The following is a 15,701-nucleotide window of genomic DNA, read 5'->3' as shown; positions in this document are numbered from 1 at the left end:
GGCGAAGATGGCAGACAAAACCATCTTGGTGGTCGGCACCTACGACACCAAGGACGACGAGTTGCTTTATATGGCGGGCCGGATCCGCGCGCAGGGCGGCGGTGTTCTGACCATGGATGTGTCGGTTCTGGGCGACCCGTCGAAGCCCACGGACTATTCCAAGCATGACGTGGCAGAGGCGGGCGGATCATCGATTGAAGCGGCGATAGCCTCGGGCGATGAAAACACCGCCATGCAGATTATGGCGCGCGGGTCAGCGGCACTGGCGGCGCGGGCCTGGGCCGAGGGGCGGTTCGACGGGGTGGTGGTTCTTGGCGGGTCCATGGGGACAGATCTGGCGCTCGACTTGTGTAGCGCGTTGCCCCTTGGCGTGCCGAAATACATCGTCTCGACGGTGGCTTTCTCCACCCTAATCCCGGCCGAGCGCCTGCCCGCCGATATCCAGATGATTCTGTGGGCCGGGGGGCTATACGGGCTGAACTCGGTCTGCAAATCCTCGCTCAGCCAGGCAGCAGGCGCGGTTCTGGGCGCTGCCCGCGCGGTAGAGGCCCCGGACCGGTCCAAACCCCTCATTGGCATGACCAGCCTTGGCAAGTCGGCGCTGAAATACATGGTCTACCTGAAGCCGGAACTGGAGGCGCGCGGGTTTGAAGTGGCGGTGTTTCACGCCACCGGCATGGGCGGGCGGGCCTTTGAGTCGCTGGCCGGGCAGGGCGCTTTCGCCGCTGTTTTCGACTTTTGCACGCAGGAGCTTGGCAATCATACCCACGGGTCCGACGTGACGGCAGGGGCTGACCGACTGACCAATGCAGGGCGCGCGGGGACGCCGCAGCTTGTGTCGACGGGGTGCTATGATCTGGTGGACCTCGCGGGGTGGCGGGGCATTCCCGGGAAATGGGCTGATCTGCCGAGCCATGCACATAACCGGCTGATTACCTCGGTGGTGCTGGATGCCGAAGGTGTGCGCGTGGTGGCTCGGGCCCATTGTTGGGCCTTGGCAGAGGCGAAAGGCGAAACGGCGCTTTTGTTGCCGCTTGGCGGCTGCGGGGAATGGGACCGTCCGGGGGCGGATCTACATAACCCCAAGGGTTTGGACGCGTTCTTCGACGAGATGCGGGTGTGCTGCCCCGACAATGTGCGGTTGGAGGAAGTTCCAGCGCATATCAACGACGAGGAATTTGCACAGCGGGCGCTGGAGATCTTTGACGATTGGTGCGCCAGAGGTCTCGTGTAACGCTGGATGTCGGGCGGGAAGGGCCTTGAAAGGCCCTTTCAAAAGCGGTTTCGAAACCGCTTTCCGCCCGCACCACACCCGGTCACTTCAAATTCAGGTTGACTCGCTGCCTCAATATGCTTAACAAAGCAAGTAATTGAGGAGATGCCGAGATGCCCCACATCACCGTCGACTATTCGCCCAACATGGAAGAGCGCGTGAATATTGCAGCGCTTTGCGATGTTTTGCGGCTGGCGGCGATTGAAACCGGTATCCTGCCCATGCCCGGCATCCGTGTGCGGGCCTACTGCGCTACCCATGTCAGCATTGCCGATGGCGACCCGAAACACGGGTTCATAGATATCAGTCTGCGCCTGCGCGGTGGTCGCCCCGACGACGCCAAACGCGCCGCAACCGCACATATCTTTGCCGCCGCCAAGGATTTCCTCGCCCCCGCAATGACAACTCATTCCGTCGCGCTGTCTTTCGAGATGCGCGATATCGACCCCGATCTCAGCCCCAAAACGGGCACGATCCGCGACCATCTTCCGAAGGAGCGTCCATGACCGATCTCGCCACCCATCAGGCCAAGCTGGAGGGCTACCTTGCCCGTTTCCGCGACACAGGCGTTCTGAATCAAATCGGCGGCGAAGCCCGTGCCGCCATTTCAGGGGAGAGTTTCGACAATCACTCTCCCGTCGATGAGGGCTTTATCTGCCGTGTCGCCCGGTCCGGCGCCAAGGACGTAGATGACGCCGCCAAGGCCGCCAGGGCCGCATTTCCTGCCTGGCGCGACATGCAAGCGACGGATCGCAAGGCCATCCTGCACCGGATCGCTGACGGGATCGTCGCGCGCGCCGAGGAGATCGCGCTGTGCGAATGCTGGGACACCGGGCAGGCGTATCGGTTCATGTCCAAGGCGGCACTGCGCGGCGCCGAGAACTTCCGCTTCTTCGCCGACCGCGCGCTCAGCGCCCGCGACGGACAGGCGCTGCCCTCCTCCACCCTGATCAATATCACTACCCGTGTGCCCATTGGCCCGGTTGGGGTCATTACCCCTTGGAACACGCCCTTCATGCTGTCCACCTGGAAGATAGCCCCGGCCCTGGCCGCCGGCTGCACCGTGGTTCACAAGCCCGCCGAATTCAGCCCGATCACGGCCCGTATCCTCATGGAAATCGCAGAAGAGGCCGGGTTACCGCCCGGTGTCTGGAACCTCGTGAACGGGTTTGGCGAAGATGCCGGAAAGGCGCTGACCGAGCATCCAGACATCAAGGCCATCGCCTTCGTAGGCGAGTCGAAAACCGGTTCCATGATCATGAAACAGGGCGCTGACACGCTGAAGCGGGTGCATTTCGAGCTTGGTGGCAAGAACCCGGTGGTGGTGTTCGAGGATGCCGATCTGGACCGCGCACTCGATGCGGCGATCTTCATGATCTATTCGCTGAATGGTGAGCGCTGCACCTCGTCCTCGCGGCTGCTGATCCAGGACAGCGTGGCCGATGACTTCCTTGAAAAACTGACCGCGCGGGTGAAAAACCTCAAGGTCGGCAATCCGCTCGACCCCGCGACCGAAATCGGGCCACTTATTCACAAGACCCATTTCGACAAGGTCTGCTCCTACTTCGGCAAGGCCGTTGAGGGCGGGGCCACCGTTGCGGCGGGCGGCGCACGGGACGGCGACAAGGGCTGGTTCGTGAAGCCCACGCTGTTTACGGGGGCCACAAACGATATGGCCATCGCGCAAGAGGAGATCTTTGGCCCGGTGCTGACGGCCATCCGGTTCGCGGATGAGGACGAGGCGCTGAACATCGCCAATGACATCCCCTACGGCCTGACCGGCTATGTCTGGACCAACGATCTGACCCGTGCGCTGCGCTTTACTGAAAAGCTTGAGGCCGGGATGATCTGGGTAAACTCGGAAAACGTCCGTCACCTGCCGACACCCTTCGGCGGCGTCAAGGCCAGCGGCATTGGTCGGGATGGCGGCGACTGGAGCTTCGAGTTTTACATGGAGCAGAAGCATATCGGCCTGGCCACTGGTCAGCATCACATTCCGCGCCTTGGCGCGTAAGTATCATCAGGAAGCGCGCCCAAGCCAAAGAGGAGGAGACAATGGGAGAGATCGTTCTTGCAGCGAAAATGACCCATGTGCCCACGATGCTCATGTCCGAGCAGGAAGGGCCGGTGAAAGGCAAGCGGCAGGCCGCCATTGATGGCCATCGCGAAATCGCCCGCCGCGCGAAGGCGCTAGGTGCGGATACGGTGGTGATTTGTGACACCCATTGGGTGATCAATGCGGGCTTCCACATCAATGCGAATTCGCGGTTCGAGGGACTTTTCACCTCGAACGAGTTCCCGCAATTCATCCAGAACCTGCCCTATGGCTACGACGGCAATCCCGCGCTTGGGGATGCTATTGCGGCCGAGGCGTCTGCACGCGGCGCGCATACGCTGTCCCATCACCTCGACAGCCTTGAGCTGGAATATGGAACCTTGGTTCCAATGCGGTTCATGAGCCGGGAACACGAGATGAAAGTGGTGTCAGTGGCAGCATGGTGCACTGTCCATGACCATCAGGAAAGCCGCGTGGTGGGCGAAGCGATACGGGCGGCGGTTGACGCCTCGGACAGCAAGGTGTTGCTGGTCGCCTCAGGGTCGCTCAGCCACAAGATCTGGGCCAACAAGGACTATGCCGCGAATAACGGAACCTTCACCATCAGTTCCGAGTTCAATCGGCAGATGGATCTGCATGTGCTGGACATGTGGCAGAGAGGTGACCACGCGACGTTTCTTAAGATGCTGCCAGAATACGCTCAGTTCTGCTGCGGGGAAGGGTCCATGCATGACACCGCGATGCTGTACGGGGCGCTTGGCTGGGACAGCTATGACAAGCCGTGCGAAGTGTTGACAGAGTATTTCCCAAGCTCGGGAACCGGCCAGACCAATGTGATCTTCCCCGTTCCATGAGCAGCCGGAAGGATTTTCGGGAAAATCCTTCCGGGCAAAGAGCAGAATTTTCTTGAAAATTCTGTGGGTTGAGATGCCAGAAAACTCTTCCAGAAGAGTTTTCCGGCGTCTCTTTGATGTCAGCCCAGTAACGCCTCGATCCGCGCGAGGGTCGCCGTGCTGACCGCAACGCCGTCTGTCGCCGCTTTGATCCGTTTGGATTTGCGCCCATCACCGGGAAGTCGCGCGCCTTCCTGCGCGTGGATTGCGTCGGTCAGGGCAGAGATGCGGTCCGCAAATCCGCCGCCGGATGTTGCGCCCGGGTCGATGGCAATGAAGAACTGTCCGGTCTTGGGCGGCCCCCCTGCGGTTCCCGAAAACGGCGAAGCGTCCTTGCCAAGCGTCGCGCCCGCGAGGGCCGCTGCCATGGTTTCCACCAGCAGCGCTACACCCACCCCTTTGTAGCCGCCAGATGGCGCCATCGATCCTTTCAGCCCGACCTCGGGATCCGTTGTCGGATTGCCGTCTGCGTCAAGCGCCCACCCGACCGGGATCGGCCTGCCTTCGCGTGCATGTTTCATCACCTCGCTTTTGGCGATTGTGCTGGCGCTTTGGTCGATCATGAATGCCGGTTGTCCATCCGTCCCCGGCACGGCCAGAGAAAACGGGTTGGTCCCTACAACCGGCTTTGACCCGCCTGACGGCGCGATAGAGGCGGGCGCGTTGGTGAAGCCCAATCCAACCAGTCCTGCCTCTGCCAACCGGGTCGTGTGATACCCGAGAACGCCGCAATTGTAGCTGTTGCGAATGGCCAGCGCAGCGATGCCCTGTTCCCGCGCAAGTGGGACGAGCTCGTTAAAGCCTATGTCGATGGCGGGATGGGCGAAGCCGGTGGCGGCGTCGACGGTAATCACGCCGGGTCGCGGAATGTCCATCACCGGCTTGGCGTTGCCGTCAACCTTGCCGCATTGCACGTGTTCCGCATAGATCGGGATATAGGCAAGGCCATGGCTTGCCACCCCGTCGGCCTCGGTTGCGGCGGTGGCGATGGCGAGGGGGCGTGCATTCTCCGGGCTGGTGCCGGCGGCCACAAGCGCGCGGAATGAGAGATCTTCGATCTCGGCCAGTGTCATGGTGCGGGTCTCAGACATATCTCTCTCTCCTCAATCATTGTCTGTCAGGCCGGCCCCGGCCCCGGCAAGGCGCGACGCCTCGGTCGCGGGGGCGCGGGTGCGGCCGGCATAGATGCCGAGCGAGACAAGGATCATCGGATCCGTCTCGGTGCGGCTGTCGCGGGCTGGCTGTGCGGTCAGCGTTCCACCGTCTGTCAGGGTCACGTCAGACATTGGCGGCGGGCTGTCCATTACAATGGAATTGCCATCGGTGATCGCCCGTCCACCTGTCCATGTCAGGGTCATCGGCTGGCCCCTGTCTGTGGCAAGCGTGGCCGCAAACGGCAGCAGGAAGACGGGAAGGGCGACGCGAATGAGCTTTAGCGGCAAGCGTGCGCCCGCCCCCAGATCGGACAGGGCCGTGCCGGCGGCAACCGGGCAAAGCCAGCCTTCCGCCCCTTGCCAGGGTCCGTCAAACTCCATTGGGCCGGTCTGGGCATGGCCGTTCTCGTCATGGCGAAACAGCAAAGCGACCAGCGGATCGCAGGCATCTACGCCACGGGCACAAAGCCATCGGGTCGCTTTGGCGGCCTCCTCGGACATGCCCCAGCTAAGGCCAGCGCCGCGCGCCGCCGTCTTGGCGAGGCTTTCGGTTTCACCAAGGGAAAGGCTCATGCAGTCACCTTCTGATAAACCCAGAAATCGGCGTTTTCCTCGGTCAGGTCAGGCGGGTAAGGGGCACCTGCAAACATGGTGATGCGGATCCAGCGATCAGAGCGGGGATCGAAACAGTTGGCCCCGAAAAAGGACAGCTTGGCACGCAGCATGTCGATTGGCAGCATGTCTGCCCCGATCGTGTTGTCGCGAATCTCGCCGTAGGGCGCTTTTGCGCCGATTTGCAGGCGCCGGGCGGTATGGCGATGTTCGGGATGCTTCAGCAGGAATACCGCAAGCGGCGTTTCTCCGGGCCATTCAGCAAGCGTAGAATAAAGCACGGCGGCATCGCGCCCGGGGGCCAGGGGTTGTTCATAGGGGGCGATGTCTTCGTCGTGGCGTTCACCCAAGCGTGGTTCCAGCTTTTCTTCCGAAACATACCAAGCCCGTGCCGTCGCCGCGCGACTGGTCCAGTCGGTGCCAAGTGCCCATGGGAACTGATCCTCGATCAGGGCCCCTAGCGCGGTCAGGGTCATGGATCCGTCGATGCGAAATCCGGCCTCTTCCACGGCGGCCATACACGGGCCAAGCCCGTCGACAAGGGCGCCATATGGTTCCAGCATTAGCGAAACAAGGAGTTCCTGACCCTCAAGGCTGAGGGCGTTTTCAGACCATCTGCAAAGCCCATCCCAGGGGTGATCGGCGTCAAGACCTTCCGCGACGCGTGGTAAAAGCTGCGCAAGATCGGACCGCAGGTCTGCAAGTTTTGCCAATTGAATCGGGTGTTCCGTCCGCCAATGCGCCACGGCCTCGGCGCTGGAGGCCAGAAGGTCGCTGAAAAGTGCAATCTCCTCTGGTGTGGCTGATGGCAGGGCGCGGACCCGCGCCAGTGCCGTTTCCCGCACCAGGATCCAATTGTTCAACAGCATCGGGTGGTTCACCAGAAACGGGGCCATGCCGAGCCCCGTGGAATTGCCGATGCCAAGGCGGCTGGCCAGCGCAGGGTCCAGCGTCGTTGCGCGGTCGCCGCCTTTCGCTTTCGCCATGTGCTCGACAATATCCCGCACGAACCAGCGGGTGAGGTAGACCGACAGCATTTCCGCCTGAAAGGGGGTGGCCATCTCGGGGCGGTCGGCGATCACCTCGCGGTCCGCCGCCCCGAACTTGCCGGAGCCGTAGACGGCCGTCGTGCGCATCAGATACCCCACTTCCGCGATCATCTGCGGGTCGGGTTGCAGGCCCTGAGAGAGCCGATCCACCACATGTGTCCACAGGCGGACGGACCGATTTGCGCGGGAAAGGGACAGCTCACTTTCACTTATGCGACCTGCTTCCTGAACCGGAACATTCTGCGCCAGCCGGTCGATATCGGCCTGTGTCGGCACCCCGTCAAACAGGGTAAAGGTCGCGTCCCAGGCCTCGGCGATCACCCGGTCAGAGCGCAGTTCGTCCGGCAGGTCATGGGCGAAGGCCACCAGCGAGTAGCTGCGGTCGGGTCCGGCGGCTGTATAGACGGCATGGCCGACGCCTTGGGCATTCACCTCGAACGTGGATCGGGCAAAGCGCCAGCCTTCTCGTGCCATGCGGCGGGTCAACTGGCGCATGAAGCTCAGACGGCACTGATGGAATGAGCCAAGCCGCGCCAGCCGCATGACCTGCGATGGCGGGCGCAATGGCAGTGTGTCCGTGGTCTCTTGTTTTGCGTGATCTGTCATCGCGCTGTCCTCCAACCCTTGCGCAGCATGTAGGGCACCGGGCGACAGGTCAAACGCGCATCCGACATATTACCCCGCGATAGGCGACACGATCCGGTGTCCGGGCATGTGCCAGAGTCTCACGAAGGTGACGGGCGCGTCAGGGCCCCAGGTGCTGCGTTCCAAGGTCAACAGAGGTGTTCCTTCGGCCATGTCCAGCGCGCGGGCCTCATCCACCCCGCAGGGTTGGGCCGAAATCGCCAGTTCCCCGCGCGCCACCGGTACGGTTTCAAGCAACCATTCATTGGCGCTTTTGCGGGTGAAATCGTGGTGTTCCGCTTGCGGTACAGCAGACAGGTTGATCCAGCGATCTTCCAGCACGTAGGGCGCGCCGTCTGCCAGATGGATCGCGGTCAGATGCAGGCAGCGCGCTGCTTCACTCAGCCCGAGCGCATAGGCCACACGTGCAGGCGGTCGGGTGGTGGCGTGGGATAACAGGGCATAGCCATAGCGCTGGCTGTTGCCTTCGATCTCTTGCCGGATGATGGGAATTTCTATCACCGCCTTGCCGACAGGATGCAGCGCCACGCGGGTCCCGGATTTGCGGCGGCGTTCCACGAGGCCCGCCCCGGCCAGTTCGCGCAACGCCCGGTTCACGGTCGTGCGGGCACATCCGAATTCAGCAGCCAGATCGGCTTCGTTGGGGATCAGGTCGCCCGGTTTCCATTGCCGCGACCGGATGCGGCGACGCACCTCGTCTTGGACGCCTTGCCAGGTGTTGGTGTCGTTCATGCGGTTGCCCGAAGCTCGCGCACAGCGGCCCGATAGGCGGCTTCGATGCCGTCGCGGTGGATGTGGCGGCCTTGCGTGACCATGTGGCGCCCTGCCGACCAGACGTCGTGTACCATGCGGTCGTCCCCTGCAAAGATATAGCTGTCGAGGATCAGGTCGCCATTCATGCCGTCAAGGTCCGGGTGGTTTGCGTCGAGCGCCAGCATATCGGCCCAGTTGCCCACGGCAAGGGCGCCGGTCTGACGGCCTGCCGCGCCTGCTCCGCCTTGGATGGCCGCCTCGAACAGGCGCCGCCCGGTCGAGCGCTCCGGCGTTGCCAAAGCCGCGCGCGAATGATCGCGCAGACGCTGGCTGGTATCGAGCTGGCGCAGTTCCTCGGCCAGGGCAATGCGGATGTTACTGTCAGAGCCGATGGCAATGCGCCCATTTGCGTTCATCCAGCGAACCCCGTCGAAGATACCGTCGCCAAGGCTGGCCTCGGTTAACGGGCAAAGGACGGCGGTCGCGCCGGACCGGGCGAGCCCCTCTGTTTCATGCGGCTCCATCTGGGTGCAGTGGATGAAATGCCAGCGATGGTCGGGGGACAGGGTATCCAGCACCCATTCCACGGGACGTTTGCCATAGGCGGCCAAGACCTCTTCAACCTCTGCCTTTTGCTCGGCCAGGTGCATGTGGATCGGCCCGTCAGGGGCAAGGGTTGTGACGTCGTGCAGGGCGCTAGCCGGGGCGGCGCGCAGCGAATGGGGCGCGATTCCAAAGCCCCAGTCCTTGGGGCCAGCCGCAATCCGCGCGCGGGCCTCCTCAACCAATACTGAAAAACGGGCCACGTCATTGCCAAAGCGTTGCTGGCCCGGGGCCAGCCCCCGACCGTCAAGCCCGCCCGTCTGGTAGAAGACCGGCAACAATGTCAGGCCGATCCCGGACTGGTCGGCGGCCTCTGCGATGCGTTGTGACAATTCGGATAGGCGCCCGTATGGTGTGCCACCGGGCTGGTGATGCAGGTAGTGAAACTCGACATTAGTGGCATAACCCGCCTCCAGCATCTCCATCTGCACGAAGGCGGCGATCGCCTCGACCTGTTCCGGCGTGATCCGGTCCAGAAAGCGGAACATAAGCTGTCGCCAGGTCCAGAAACTGTCGCTTGGGTTGGGGCCACGGCGTTCCGTCAGCCCCGCCATGGCGCGCTGGAAGGCGTGCGAATGGGCGTTTGCCGGCGCGGGCAGCAGGCAGCCGGTGCGCGTGCCCTGCGGTGCGGACCCCGGCGTGACGCTTGCGATGCGCCCGGCGTCCAGCGTGATTAGCACATCATCTTGCCAGCCCGCAGGGGTCAATGCGGTCCTTGCCCAGACATGTTCCATGGTCAAATCCCTGCTTGACTCGATTATGTGCATACATAATGCTATCTCGCAGGGATTAATCAAGCGAAATGAGTCGATCATGCTTCTGGTGAACGCGACGGTGGCCACGATGGCAGAGGGTGCGCCCTATGGGCTGATCCCCGACGGAGCAGTGTTGCTGGACGGCGACCGGGTGACTTGGGTCGGGCCGCGCGCCGAAGCGCCCGAGGCTGAGACGCGCGACATGGGCGGGCGGCTGATCACACCGGCGCTGATCGACTGCCATACCCACCTGATCCACGCAGGCGACCGCGCGCGGGAGTTCGAACTGCGCCTACAGGGCGCGAGCTATGAACAGATCGCGCGCGAGGGCGGTGGTATCCTGTCCACGGTTACGGCCACCCGCGCGGCGAGCGTCGCGGATCTGGTGGCTTTGGCCTTGCCGCGACTGGATTCGCTGCTGGCCGAGGGGGTGAGCACCGTAGAAGTGAAATCCGGCTACGGCCTGACCATCGAGGCCGAACTCAACATGCTGCGCGCGGCGCGGGCCCTGGAACAGCATCGACCGGTGAAGATCGTGACCAGCTTCCTTGCCGCCCACGCGGTGCCACCGGGGGCGGATGCCGACGCCTATATCGACGAAATCTGCATTCCCGCCCTGCATCAAGCCCATGCGGAAGGGCTGGTCGACGCAGTGGACGGGTTCTGCGAAGGGATCGCCTTCACGCCTGCACAAATCGAGCGGGTATTCGAGGTGGCCAAGGCGCTCAGCCTGCCGGTGAAGCTTCATGCCGAGCAGCTCTCGCATCTGGGTGGAACGGAACTGGTGACACGCTATGGCGGGCTGTCCTCCGATCACGTGGAATACGCGACCGAGGCCGATGCACAGGCGATGGCCGCCGTTGGCACCGTCGCCGTCCTGCTGCCGGGCGCTTTCTATACGCTGCACGAAACCCAGATGCCCCCGGTCGATGCCTTCCGCGCCCATGGCGTGCCGATGGCACTGGCGACCGATGCGAACCCCGGATCGTCGCCGATGTTCTCGCTGCTTCTGGCTGTCAATATGGGCTGCACCCTGTTCCGCCTGACGCCGGAAGAGGCGCTGCGGGGCGTGACTGTGAACGCGGCCAAGGCCCTTGGGCTATCCGACCAAGGGCAGATCGCGGCGGGCCAACGGGCAGATATGGCGGTCTGGGACGTTAAGCAACCGGCGGAACTGGCCTATCGCTTCGGCTTCAACCCGCTGGCGGAACGCTGGATCGGCGGGGAGGTCGCAGCATGATCCTGACCCCGGGCGCGGCGACGCTAAGGCAGTTGGAGGCGGTGTGGCGCGGGGCAACCCCGGCGTTGGATCCTGCCGCCTTTCCGGGCATCGAGGCCGCCCATGCCGAGGTGCAGAAGGCTGCCGCCGGAGAAGATCCTGTTTACGGGATCAACACCGGGTTCGGAAAACTTGCCTCGATGAAGATCGCGGCCAAGGACACGGCGGCTCTGCAACGGAACCTCATCCGCAGCCACGCCTGTGGTGTCGGCAAGCCGCTCGAGGATAACACCGCGCGGCTGATGATGGCGCTGAAGCTGCTGTCTTTGGGGCGTGGCGCGTCTGGTGTCGCGCCGGCCACCGTGCGGCTCATCGAAGGGATGCTCGCCAAGGGCGTGACGCCGGTGATCCCCGAACAGGGGTCGGTTGGGGCGTCTGGCGACCTTGCGCCGCTGGCCCATATGGCGCTGGCGATGATGGGCGAGGGCGAGGCCATGTTCGACGGCCAGACCCTGCCGGGGGGCGAGGCCTTGGCCCGTGCGGGGCTGGAGCCGGTGACATTCGGCCCAAAGGAAGGGCTTGCGCTGATCAACGGCACCCAGTTTTCTACCGCCTGCGCGTTGGTCGGGCTCTTCACCGCCTGGGCCAACCTGCGGGCGGCGATCACCCTGTCGGCCCTGTCCACTGATGCGATCATGGGATCGACCGCGCCCCTTTTGGCCGAGATCCACGACTTGCGCGGCCAGCCCGGCCAGATCGAGGTGGCCGCTGCGATGCGGGCGCTGATGGAAGGCTCCGAGATCCGCGAGAGCCACCGCGAGGGCGATACCCGCGTGCAGGATCCCTATTGCATTCGCTGTCAGCCGCAGGTGACGGGGGCGGCTCTCGATATGCTGCGCATGGCCGCAGGAACGCTGCGGATCGAGGCCAATGCGGTGACCGACAACCCGCTGGTGCTGCTTGGCGAGGGGCGGATCGTCTCGGGCGGCAATTTCCATGCGGAACCCGTGGGCTTTGCCGCTGACATGATCGCGATTGCGCTGTCAGAGATCGGGGCGATCGCACAGCGCCGCGTGGCGCTGATGGTCGATCCGACGTTGTCCTTCGACTTGCCGCCCTTCCTGACGCCCGCGCCGGGGCTGAATTCGGGCCTCATGATTGCCGAGGTCACGACGGCGGCTTTAATGAGCGAGAACAAGCATCTGGCGAACCCGTGTTCGACGGATTCCACCCCGACAAGCGCCAATCAGGAGGATCATGTCAGCATGGCCGCCCATGGCGCGCGGCGGCTTCAGCGGATGAACGCGAACCTGTCGCGCATTCTGGGCGTCGAGGCGATGTGCGCGGCCCAGGGCGTGGAATTCCGTGCGCCGCTGATGACCAGTGTTGCCCTGCAAGGGGTGTTGGCCCGTTTGCGGGCGCGGGTGGCGACGATCCGCGAGGATCGCTACCTCGCCCCCGATCTGGAAGCAGCGGGCGAGCTGGTCGCCTCGGGCGCTTTATGCGAAGGGCTTAATCTGCCGGAGCTGGAGAGCGCAGCGTGACCCCGGTTGAAGTTCAACAGGGCGAAGGCCCCGTCATCCTGGGCCTGCCCCATACCGGCACCTTCGTGCCCGACGACATCCATGCCCGGTTGAACGCGCGGGGGCGGGAGCTGTCGGATACGGATTGGCATGTGGAACGGCTCTATGACGGGCTCTTGCCCGGTGTCACTACGGTGCGCGCCACGTTTCATCGCTACGTGGTGGACGCCAATCGCGATCCCTCCGGCGCGAGCCTCTATCCGGGGCAGAACACCACCGGCCTCGTGCCGCTGACTGATTTCGACGGAACGGCGATTTGGGCTGATCCGCCGCGCGAGGGAGAGATCGAGGCACGGCGCGAGGCGTTTCACGCAACCTATCACGCGGCTTTGCTGGCGGAGATGGAGCGGGTGCGGGCCAGGCATGGCGTGGCGATCCTGTATGATTGCCACTCGATCCGGTCGGTGATCCCGCATCTCTTCGACGGGCTGCTGCCCGATTTCAACATCGGCACAAATATGGGCACCACCTGCGCGCCCGAGATCGAGGCCGCAGTTCTGGGAATCTGTGCCGGGGCAACGGGCTACACCCACGTTCTGAACGGCCGTTTCAAGGGCGGCTGGACGACGCGACATTACGGTCGCCCCGCTGAAGGCTTCCACGCCATCCAGATGGAACTGGCACAGTCGACGCACCTTGTCGATGAAACTGCCGGTTGGGCCTACGACCCCGACAAGGCCAACCGCCTGCGCCCGCATCTGGGCCAAATCCTCACAACCCTGGCCGACCTGGCCCCCAAGCTGAAGGGCTGATCCATGACCGACCCCCGTCACAACATCCGCGATATCTTCCCCGCTACGGGTACCGAGATCACCGCGAAAAGCTGGCTCACCGAGGCCCCCATGCGGATGCTGATGAACAATCTGCACCCCGATGTGGCAGAAAACCCGCATGAGTTGGTGGTTTATGGCGGCATCGGTCGTGCAGCACGGACATGGAATGATTTCGACACGATTGTCGCCAGCCTGAAGGAATTGGAAGACGATCAGACATTGCTGGTTCAGTCGGGCAAACCCGTCGGCGTCTTCCGCACCCACAAGGACGCGCCGCGGGTGCTGATCGCCAATTCCAACCTCGTGCCGCATTGGGCGACATGGGACCATTTCAACGAACTCGATAAGCGTGGGCTGGCGATGTATGGCCAGATGACCGCCGGGTCGTGGATCTATATCGGATCGCAGGGCATCGTTCAGGGCACGTATGAGACCTTCATGGAGGCGGGCCGCCAGCACTATGGCGGCAACCTGAAAGGCCGCTGGATCCTGACCGGCGGACTTGGCGGCATGGGCGGCGCGCAGCCCCTGGCCGCTGTCATGGCTGGGGCCTGCTGTTTGGCCGTGGAATGTGACGAAACCCGCGCCGAATTTCGCAAGCGCACCAGGTATGTGGACGAAATCACCCATTCGCTGGACGACGCCTTGGCCATGATCGAGAGCTGGACCAAGGCGGGCGAAGCGAAATCCGTGGGGCTTATCGGCAATGCTTCCGATATCTTCCCCGAACTGGTCAAACGCGGGGTGCATCCCGATATCGTGACCGACCAGACCAGCGCGCATGATCCCATCCACGGCTACCTGCCGCAGGGCTGGACCGTGGGCGAATGGCGCGAAAAACAGGAAAGCGACCCCAAGGCGGTGGAACGCGCGGCGCGGGCCAGCATGAAGGTGCATGTGGCCGCCATGGTCGATTTCTGGAATGCGGGCGTGCCGACGCTGGATTACGGCAACAACATCCGGCAGGTCGCGCTGGAGGAGGGGCTTGAAAACGCCTTCGCCTTCCCCGGCTTCGTGCCCGCCTATATCCGGCCGCTCTTTTGCCGGGGCATCGGGCCGTTCCGCTGGTGTGCTCTGTCTGGCGACCCGGAGGATATCTACAAGACCGACGCCAAGGTGAAGGAACTGGTCGACGACCCGCACTTGCACAACTGGCTCGACATGGCGAAGGAGCGGATCGCGTTCCAGGGCCTGCCCGCGCGGATCTGTTGGGTTGGCCTCGGCGTGCGCCACAAGCTGGGGCTGGCGTTCAACGAAATGGTTCGCAATGGCGAGCTGAAAGCGCCTGTCGTGATCGGTCGGGACCATCTGGATAGCGGCTCCGTCGCCTCGCCCAACCGGGAAACAGAGGCGATGAAGGACGGCTCGGATGCCGTGTCCGACTGGCCGCTGCTGAATGCGCTGCTGAACACGGCGTCTGGGGCCACCTGGGTCAGCCTGCATCACGGCGGCGGTGTCGGCATGGGGTTCAGCCAGCATTCCGGAATGGTCATCTGCTGCGACGGGTCAGAGGACGCCGACCGGCGGCTGGAACGGGTGTTGTGGAACGACCCGGCCACGGGGGTGATGCGTCATGCCGATGCGGGCTACGACATCGCCAAGGATTGCGCGCGGGAGCATGGGTTGAACCTGCCCGGTATTTTGTGAACGGAAACGGTCTCTCCACCCGGTCGACAGCCACTTAGCATGTCTTAGTGGGGATGAGGAACGAAAGGTTCGGAGCGCAATGGCCGCTTCGAACCCTTCTCTGACCTTGGTCTCATGCGTTGCGTTCTTGGCGACGGGCGGAGAGCCGAGTTTCGTTGCATCAGGCACCTGGGACTGCTCCGCGGGACGAAGCTGCTGTTCGGTGCACAGCTGCTGATGGCCGTTCTCAGCCCACTGAGGTCCCCGGATCCTGACTGGTGCAGCACCGCTTCCGACCTGTCTTATCTGGACTTCAATATTGGAGATCGAGCTGTAGGATGACATCGTGAAGGAGTCTGAAATATTTATTTACCGTGCAAACTACACCAACATAATTGACCGGCCTCGCATCGCCAACTAATTAAGTGTCAAAATAACACTATGTTAAGGACGGATAAAATGAAAAAGCTTTTCTTCATCGCCACTCTCGCCGCCGTAGCACCTGTCGGAGCAATGGCCCAGGACTGCGGTTGGGATATGTATTGGTCCAATCTCCAGCAGACCTGCTTGCCACTTGTTCCGGCAACAGCCGACTGGATTCAGGAAAACGGGCAGGGTTGGTGGATCCAGCCTGCAACGGATGACATGGCGAACTACATTCGCGGCCAGTATGTGGATCCGAATGCGACGGCTTCTCAGCGCTGAGT

The 15,701-nt window shown here is 63.1% G+C and carries 14 protein-coding genes; 9 read left to right on the top strand and 5 right to left on the bottom strand.

All coding sequences use genetic code 11. The annotated features are described in order from the left end of the window. Positions 1 to 7: 7 nt before the first annotated feature. From ACROHD_RS10250 to hpaD, 4 genes are all read left to right on the top strand, one after another. A complete protein-coding gene (locus tag ACROHD_RS10250) occupies positions 8 to 1,234 on the top strand; it encodes a Tm-1-like ATP-binding domain-containing protein (RefSeq protein WP_432677651.1) in 1,227 nt (408 codons plus the stop codon). Positions 1,235 to 1,386: 152 nt separating this feature from the next. Continuing rightward, complete coding sequence (locus ACROHD_RS10245) at positions 1,387 to 1,779, top strand: 5-carboxymethyl-2-hydroxymuconate Delta-isomerase (protein WP_432677650.1); 393 nt, start codon at positions 1,387 to 1,389, stop codon at positions 1,777 to 1,779. Next, positions 1,776 to 3,287 carry a 5-carboxymethyl-2-hydroxymuconate semialdehyde dehydrogenase gene (gene hpaE / locus ACROHD_RS10240; RefSeq protein WP_432677648.1) on the top strand — a complete coding sequence of 504 codons (1,512 nt, stop codon included), beginning with the start codon at positions 1,776 to 1,778 and terminating at the stop codon, positions 3,285 to 3,287. The genes ACROHD_RS10245 and hpaE overlap by 4 nt, the downstream gene beginning before the upstream one ends. 41 nt (positions 3,288 to 3,328) lie before the next feature. Further along, positions 3,329 to 4,183, top strand: coding sequence for a 3,4-dihydroxyphenylacetate 2,3-dioxygenase (gene hpaD, locus ACROHD_RS10235; protein WP_432677647.1), 855 nt, complete (start codon positions 3,329 to 3,331; stop codon positions 4,181 to 4,183). Between the two features lie 119 nt (positions 4,184 to 4,302). On the opposite strand, the gene ACROHD_RS10230 is transcribed toward hpaD, so the two are convergent. The 5 genes from ACROHD_RS10230 to ACROHD_RS10210 form a co-directional block, all read right to left on the bottom strand. Next, positions 4,303 to 5,313, bottom strand: a complete 1,011-nt coding sequence (locus ACROHD_RS10230) for an Ldh family oxidoreductase (RefSeq protein ID WP_432677645.1) — start codon at positions 5,311 to 5,313, stop codon at positions 4,303 to 4,305. 12 nt (positions 5,314 to 5,325) lie between these two features. Continuing rightward, complete coding sequence (locus ACROHD_RS10225; protein WP_432677644.1) at positions 5,326 to 5,949, bottom strand: DUF3726 domain-containing protein; 624 nt, start codon at positions 5,947 to 5,949, stop codon at positions 5,326 to 5,328. Further along, positions 5,946 to 7,643, bottom strand: coding sequence for a hypothetical protein (locus ACROHD_RS10220; RefSeq protein ID WP_432677643.1), 1,698 nt, complete (start codon positions 7,641 to 7,643; stop codon positions 5,946 to 5,948). Before ACROHD_RS10220 ends, ACROHD_RS10225 begins: the two co-directional genes overlap by 4 nt. Positions 7,644 to 7,712: 69 nt before the next feature. Beyond that, on the bottom strand, positions 7,713 to 8,414 hold the full coding sequence (gene hutC, locus ACROHD_RS10215) for a histidine utilization transcriptional repressor HutC (RefSeq protein WP_432677641.1): 702 nt from the start codon (positions 8,412 to 8,414) through the stop codon (positions 7,713 to 7,715). Then, positions 8,411 to 9,772 carry a formimidoylglutamate deiminase gene (locus tag ACROHD_RS10210; RefSeq protein WP_432677639.1) on the bottom strand — a complete coding sequence of 454 codons (1,362 nt, stop codon included), beginning with the start codon at positions 9,770 to 9,772 and terminating at the stop codon, positions 8,411 to 8,413. Before ACROHD_RS10210 ends, hutC begins: the two co-directional genes overlap by 4 nt. 79 nt (positions 9,773 to 9,851) lie before the next feature. Between ACROHD_RS10210 and hutI the strand changes: the two genes are divergently transcribed. The 5 genes from hutI to ACROHD_RS10185 all read left to right on the top strand — a co-directional run bounded on the left by hutI (position 9,852) and on the right by ACROHD_RS10185 (position 15,699). After that, entirely contained in the window at positions 9,852 to 11,033 is a 1,182-nt protein-coding gene (gene hutI, locus ACROHD_RS10205) for an imidazolonepropionase (RefSeq protein WP_432677638.1), read from the top strand. Further along, on the top strand, positions 11,030 to 12,556 hold the full coding sequence (gene hutH / locus ACROHD_RS10200) for a histidine ammonia-lyase (protein WP_432677636.1): 1,527 nt from the start codon (positions 11,030 to 11,032) through the stop codon (positions 12,554 to 12,556). The genes hutI and hutH overlap by 4 nt, the downstream gene beginning before the upstream one ends. Continuing rightward, positions 12,553 to 13,347 carry an N-formylglutamate deformylase gene (gene hutG / locus ACROHD_RS10195; protein ID WP_432677634.1) on the top strand — a complete coding sequence of 265 codons (795 nt, stop codon included), beginning with the start codon at positions 12,553 to 12,555 and terminating at the stop codon, positions 13,345 to 13,347. The genes hutH and hutG overlap by 4 nt, the downstream gene beginning before the upstream one ends. A 3-nt stretch (positions 13,348 to 13,350) precedes the next feature. Further along, positions 13,351 to 15,015 carry a urocanate hydratase gene (gene hutU, locus ACROHD_RS10190; protein ID WP_432677633.1) on the top strand — a complete coding sequence of 555 codons (1,665 nt, stop codon included), beginning with the start codon at positions 13,351 to 13,353 and terminating at the stop codon, positions 15,013 to 15,015. A 438-nt stretch (positions 15,016 to 15,453) separates the two neighbouring features. Next, a complete protein-coding gene (locus ACROHD_RS10185; RefSeq protein ID WP_432677632.1) occupies positions 15,454 to 15,699 on the top strand; it encodes a hypothetical protein in 246 nt (81 codons plus the stop codon). Positions 15,700 to 15,701 lie beyond the last annotated feature (2 nt).

It is taken from the genome of Nioella aestuarii, assembly GCF_050896395.1.
Taxonomy (GTDB): domain Bacteria; phylum Pseudomonadota; class Alphaproteobacteria; order Rhodobacterales; family Rhodobacteraceae; genus Nioella; species Nioella aestuarii.
Note: the sequence above shows the minus strand (reverse complement) of the source record. Positions and strands in the feature narration are given on the sequence as shown.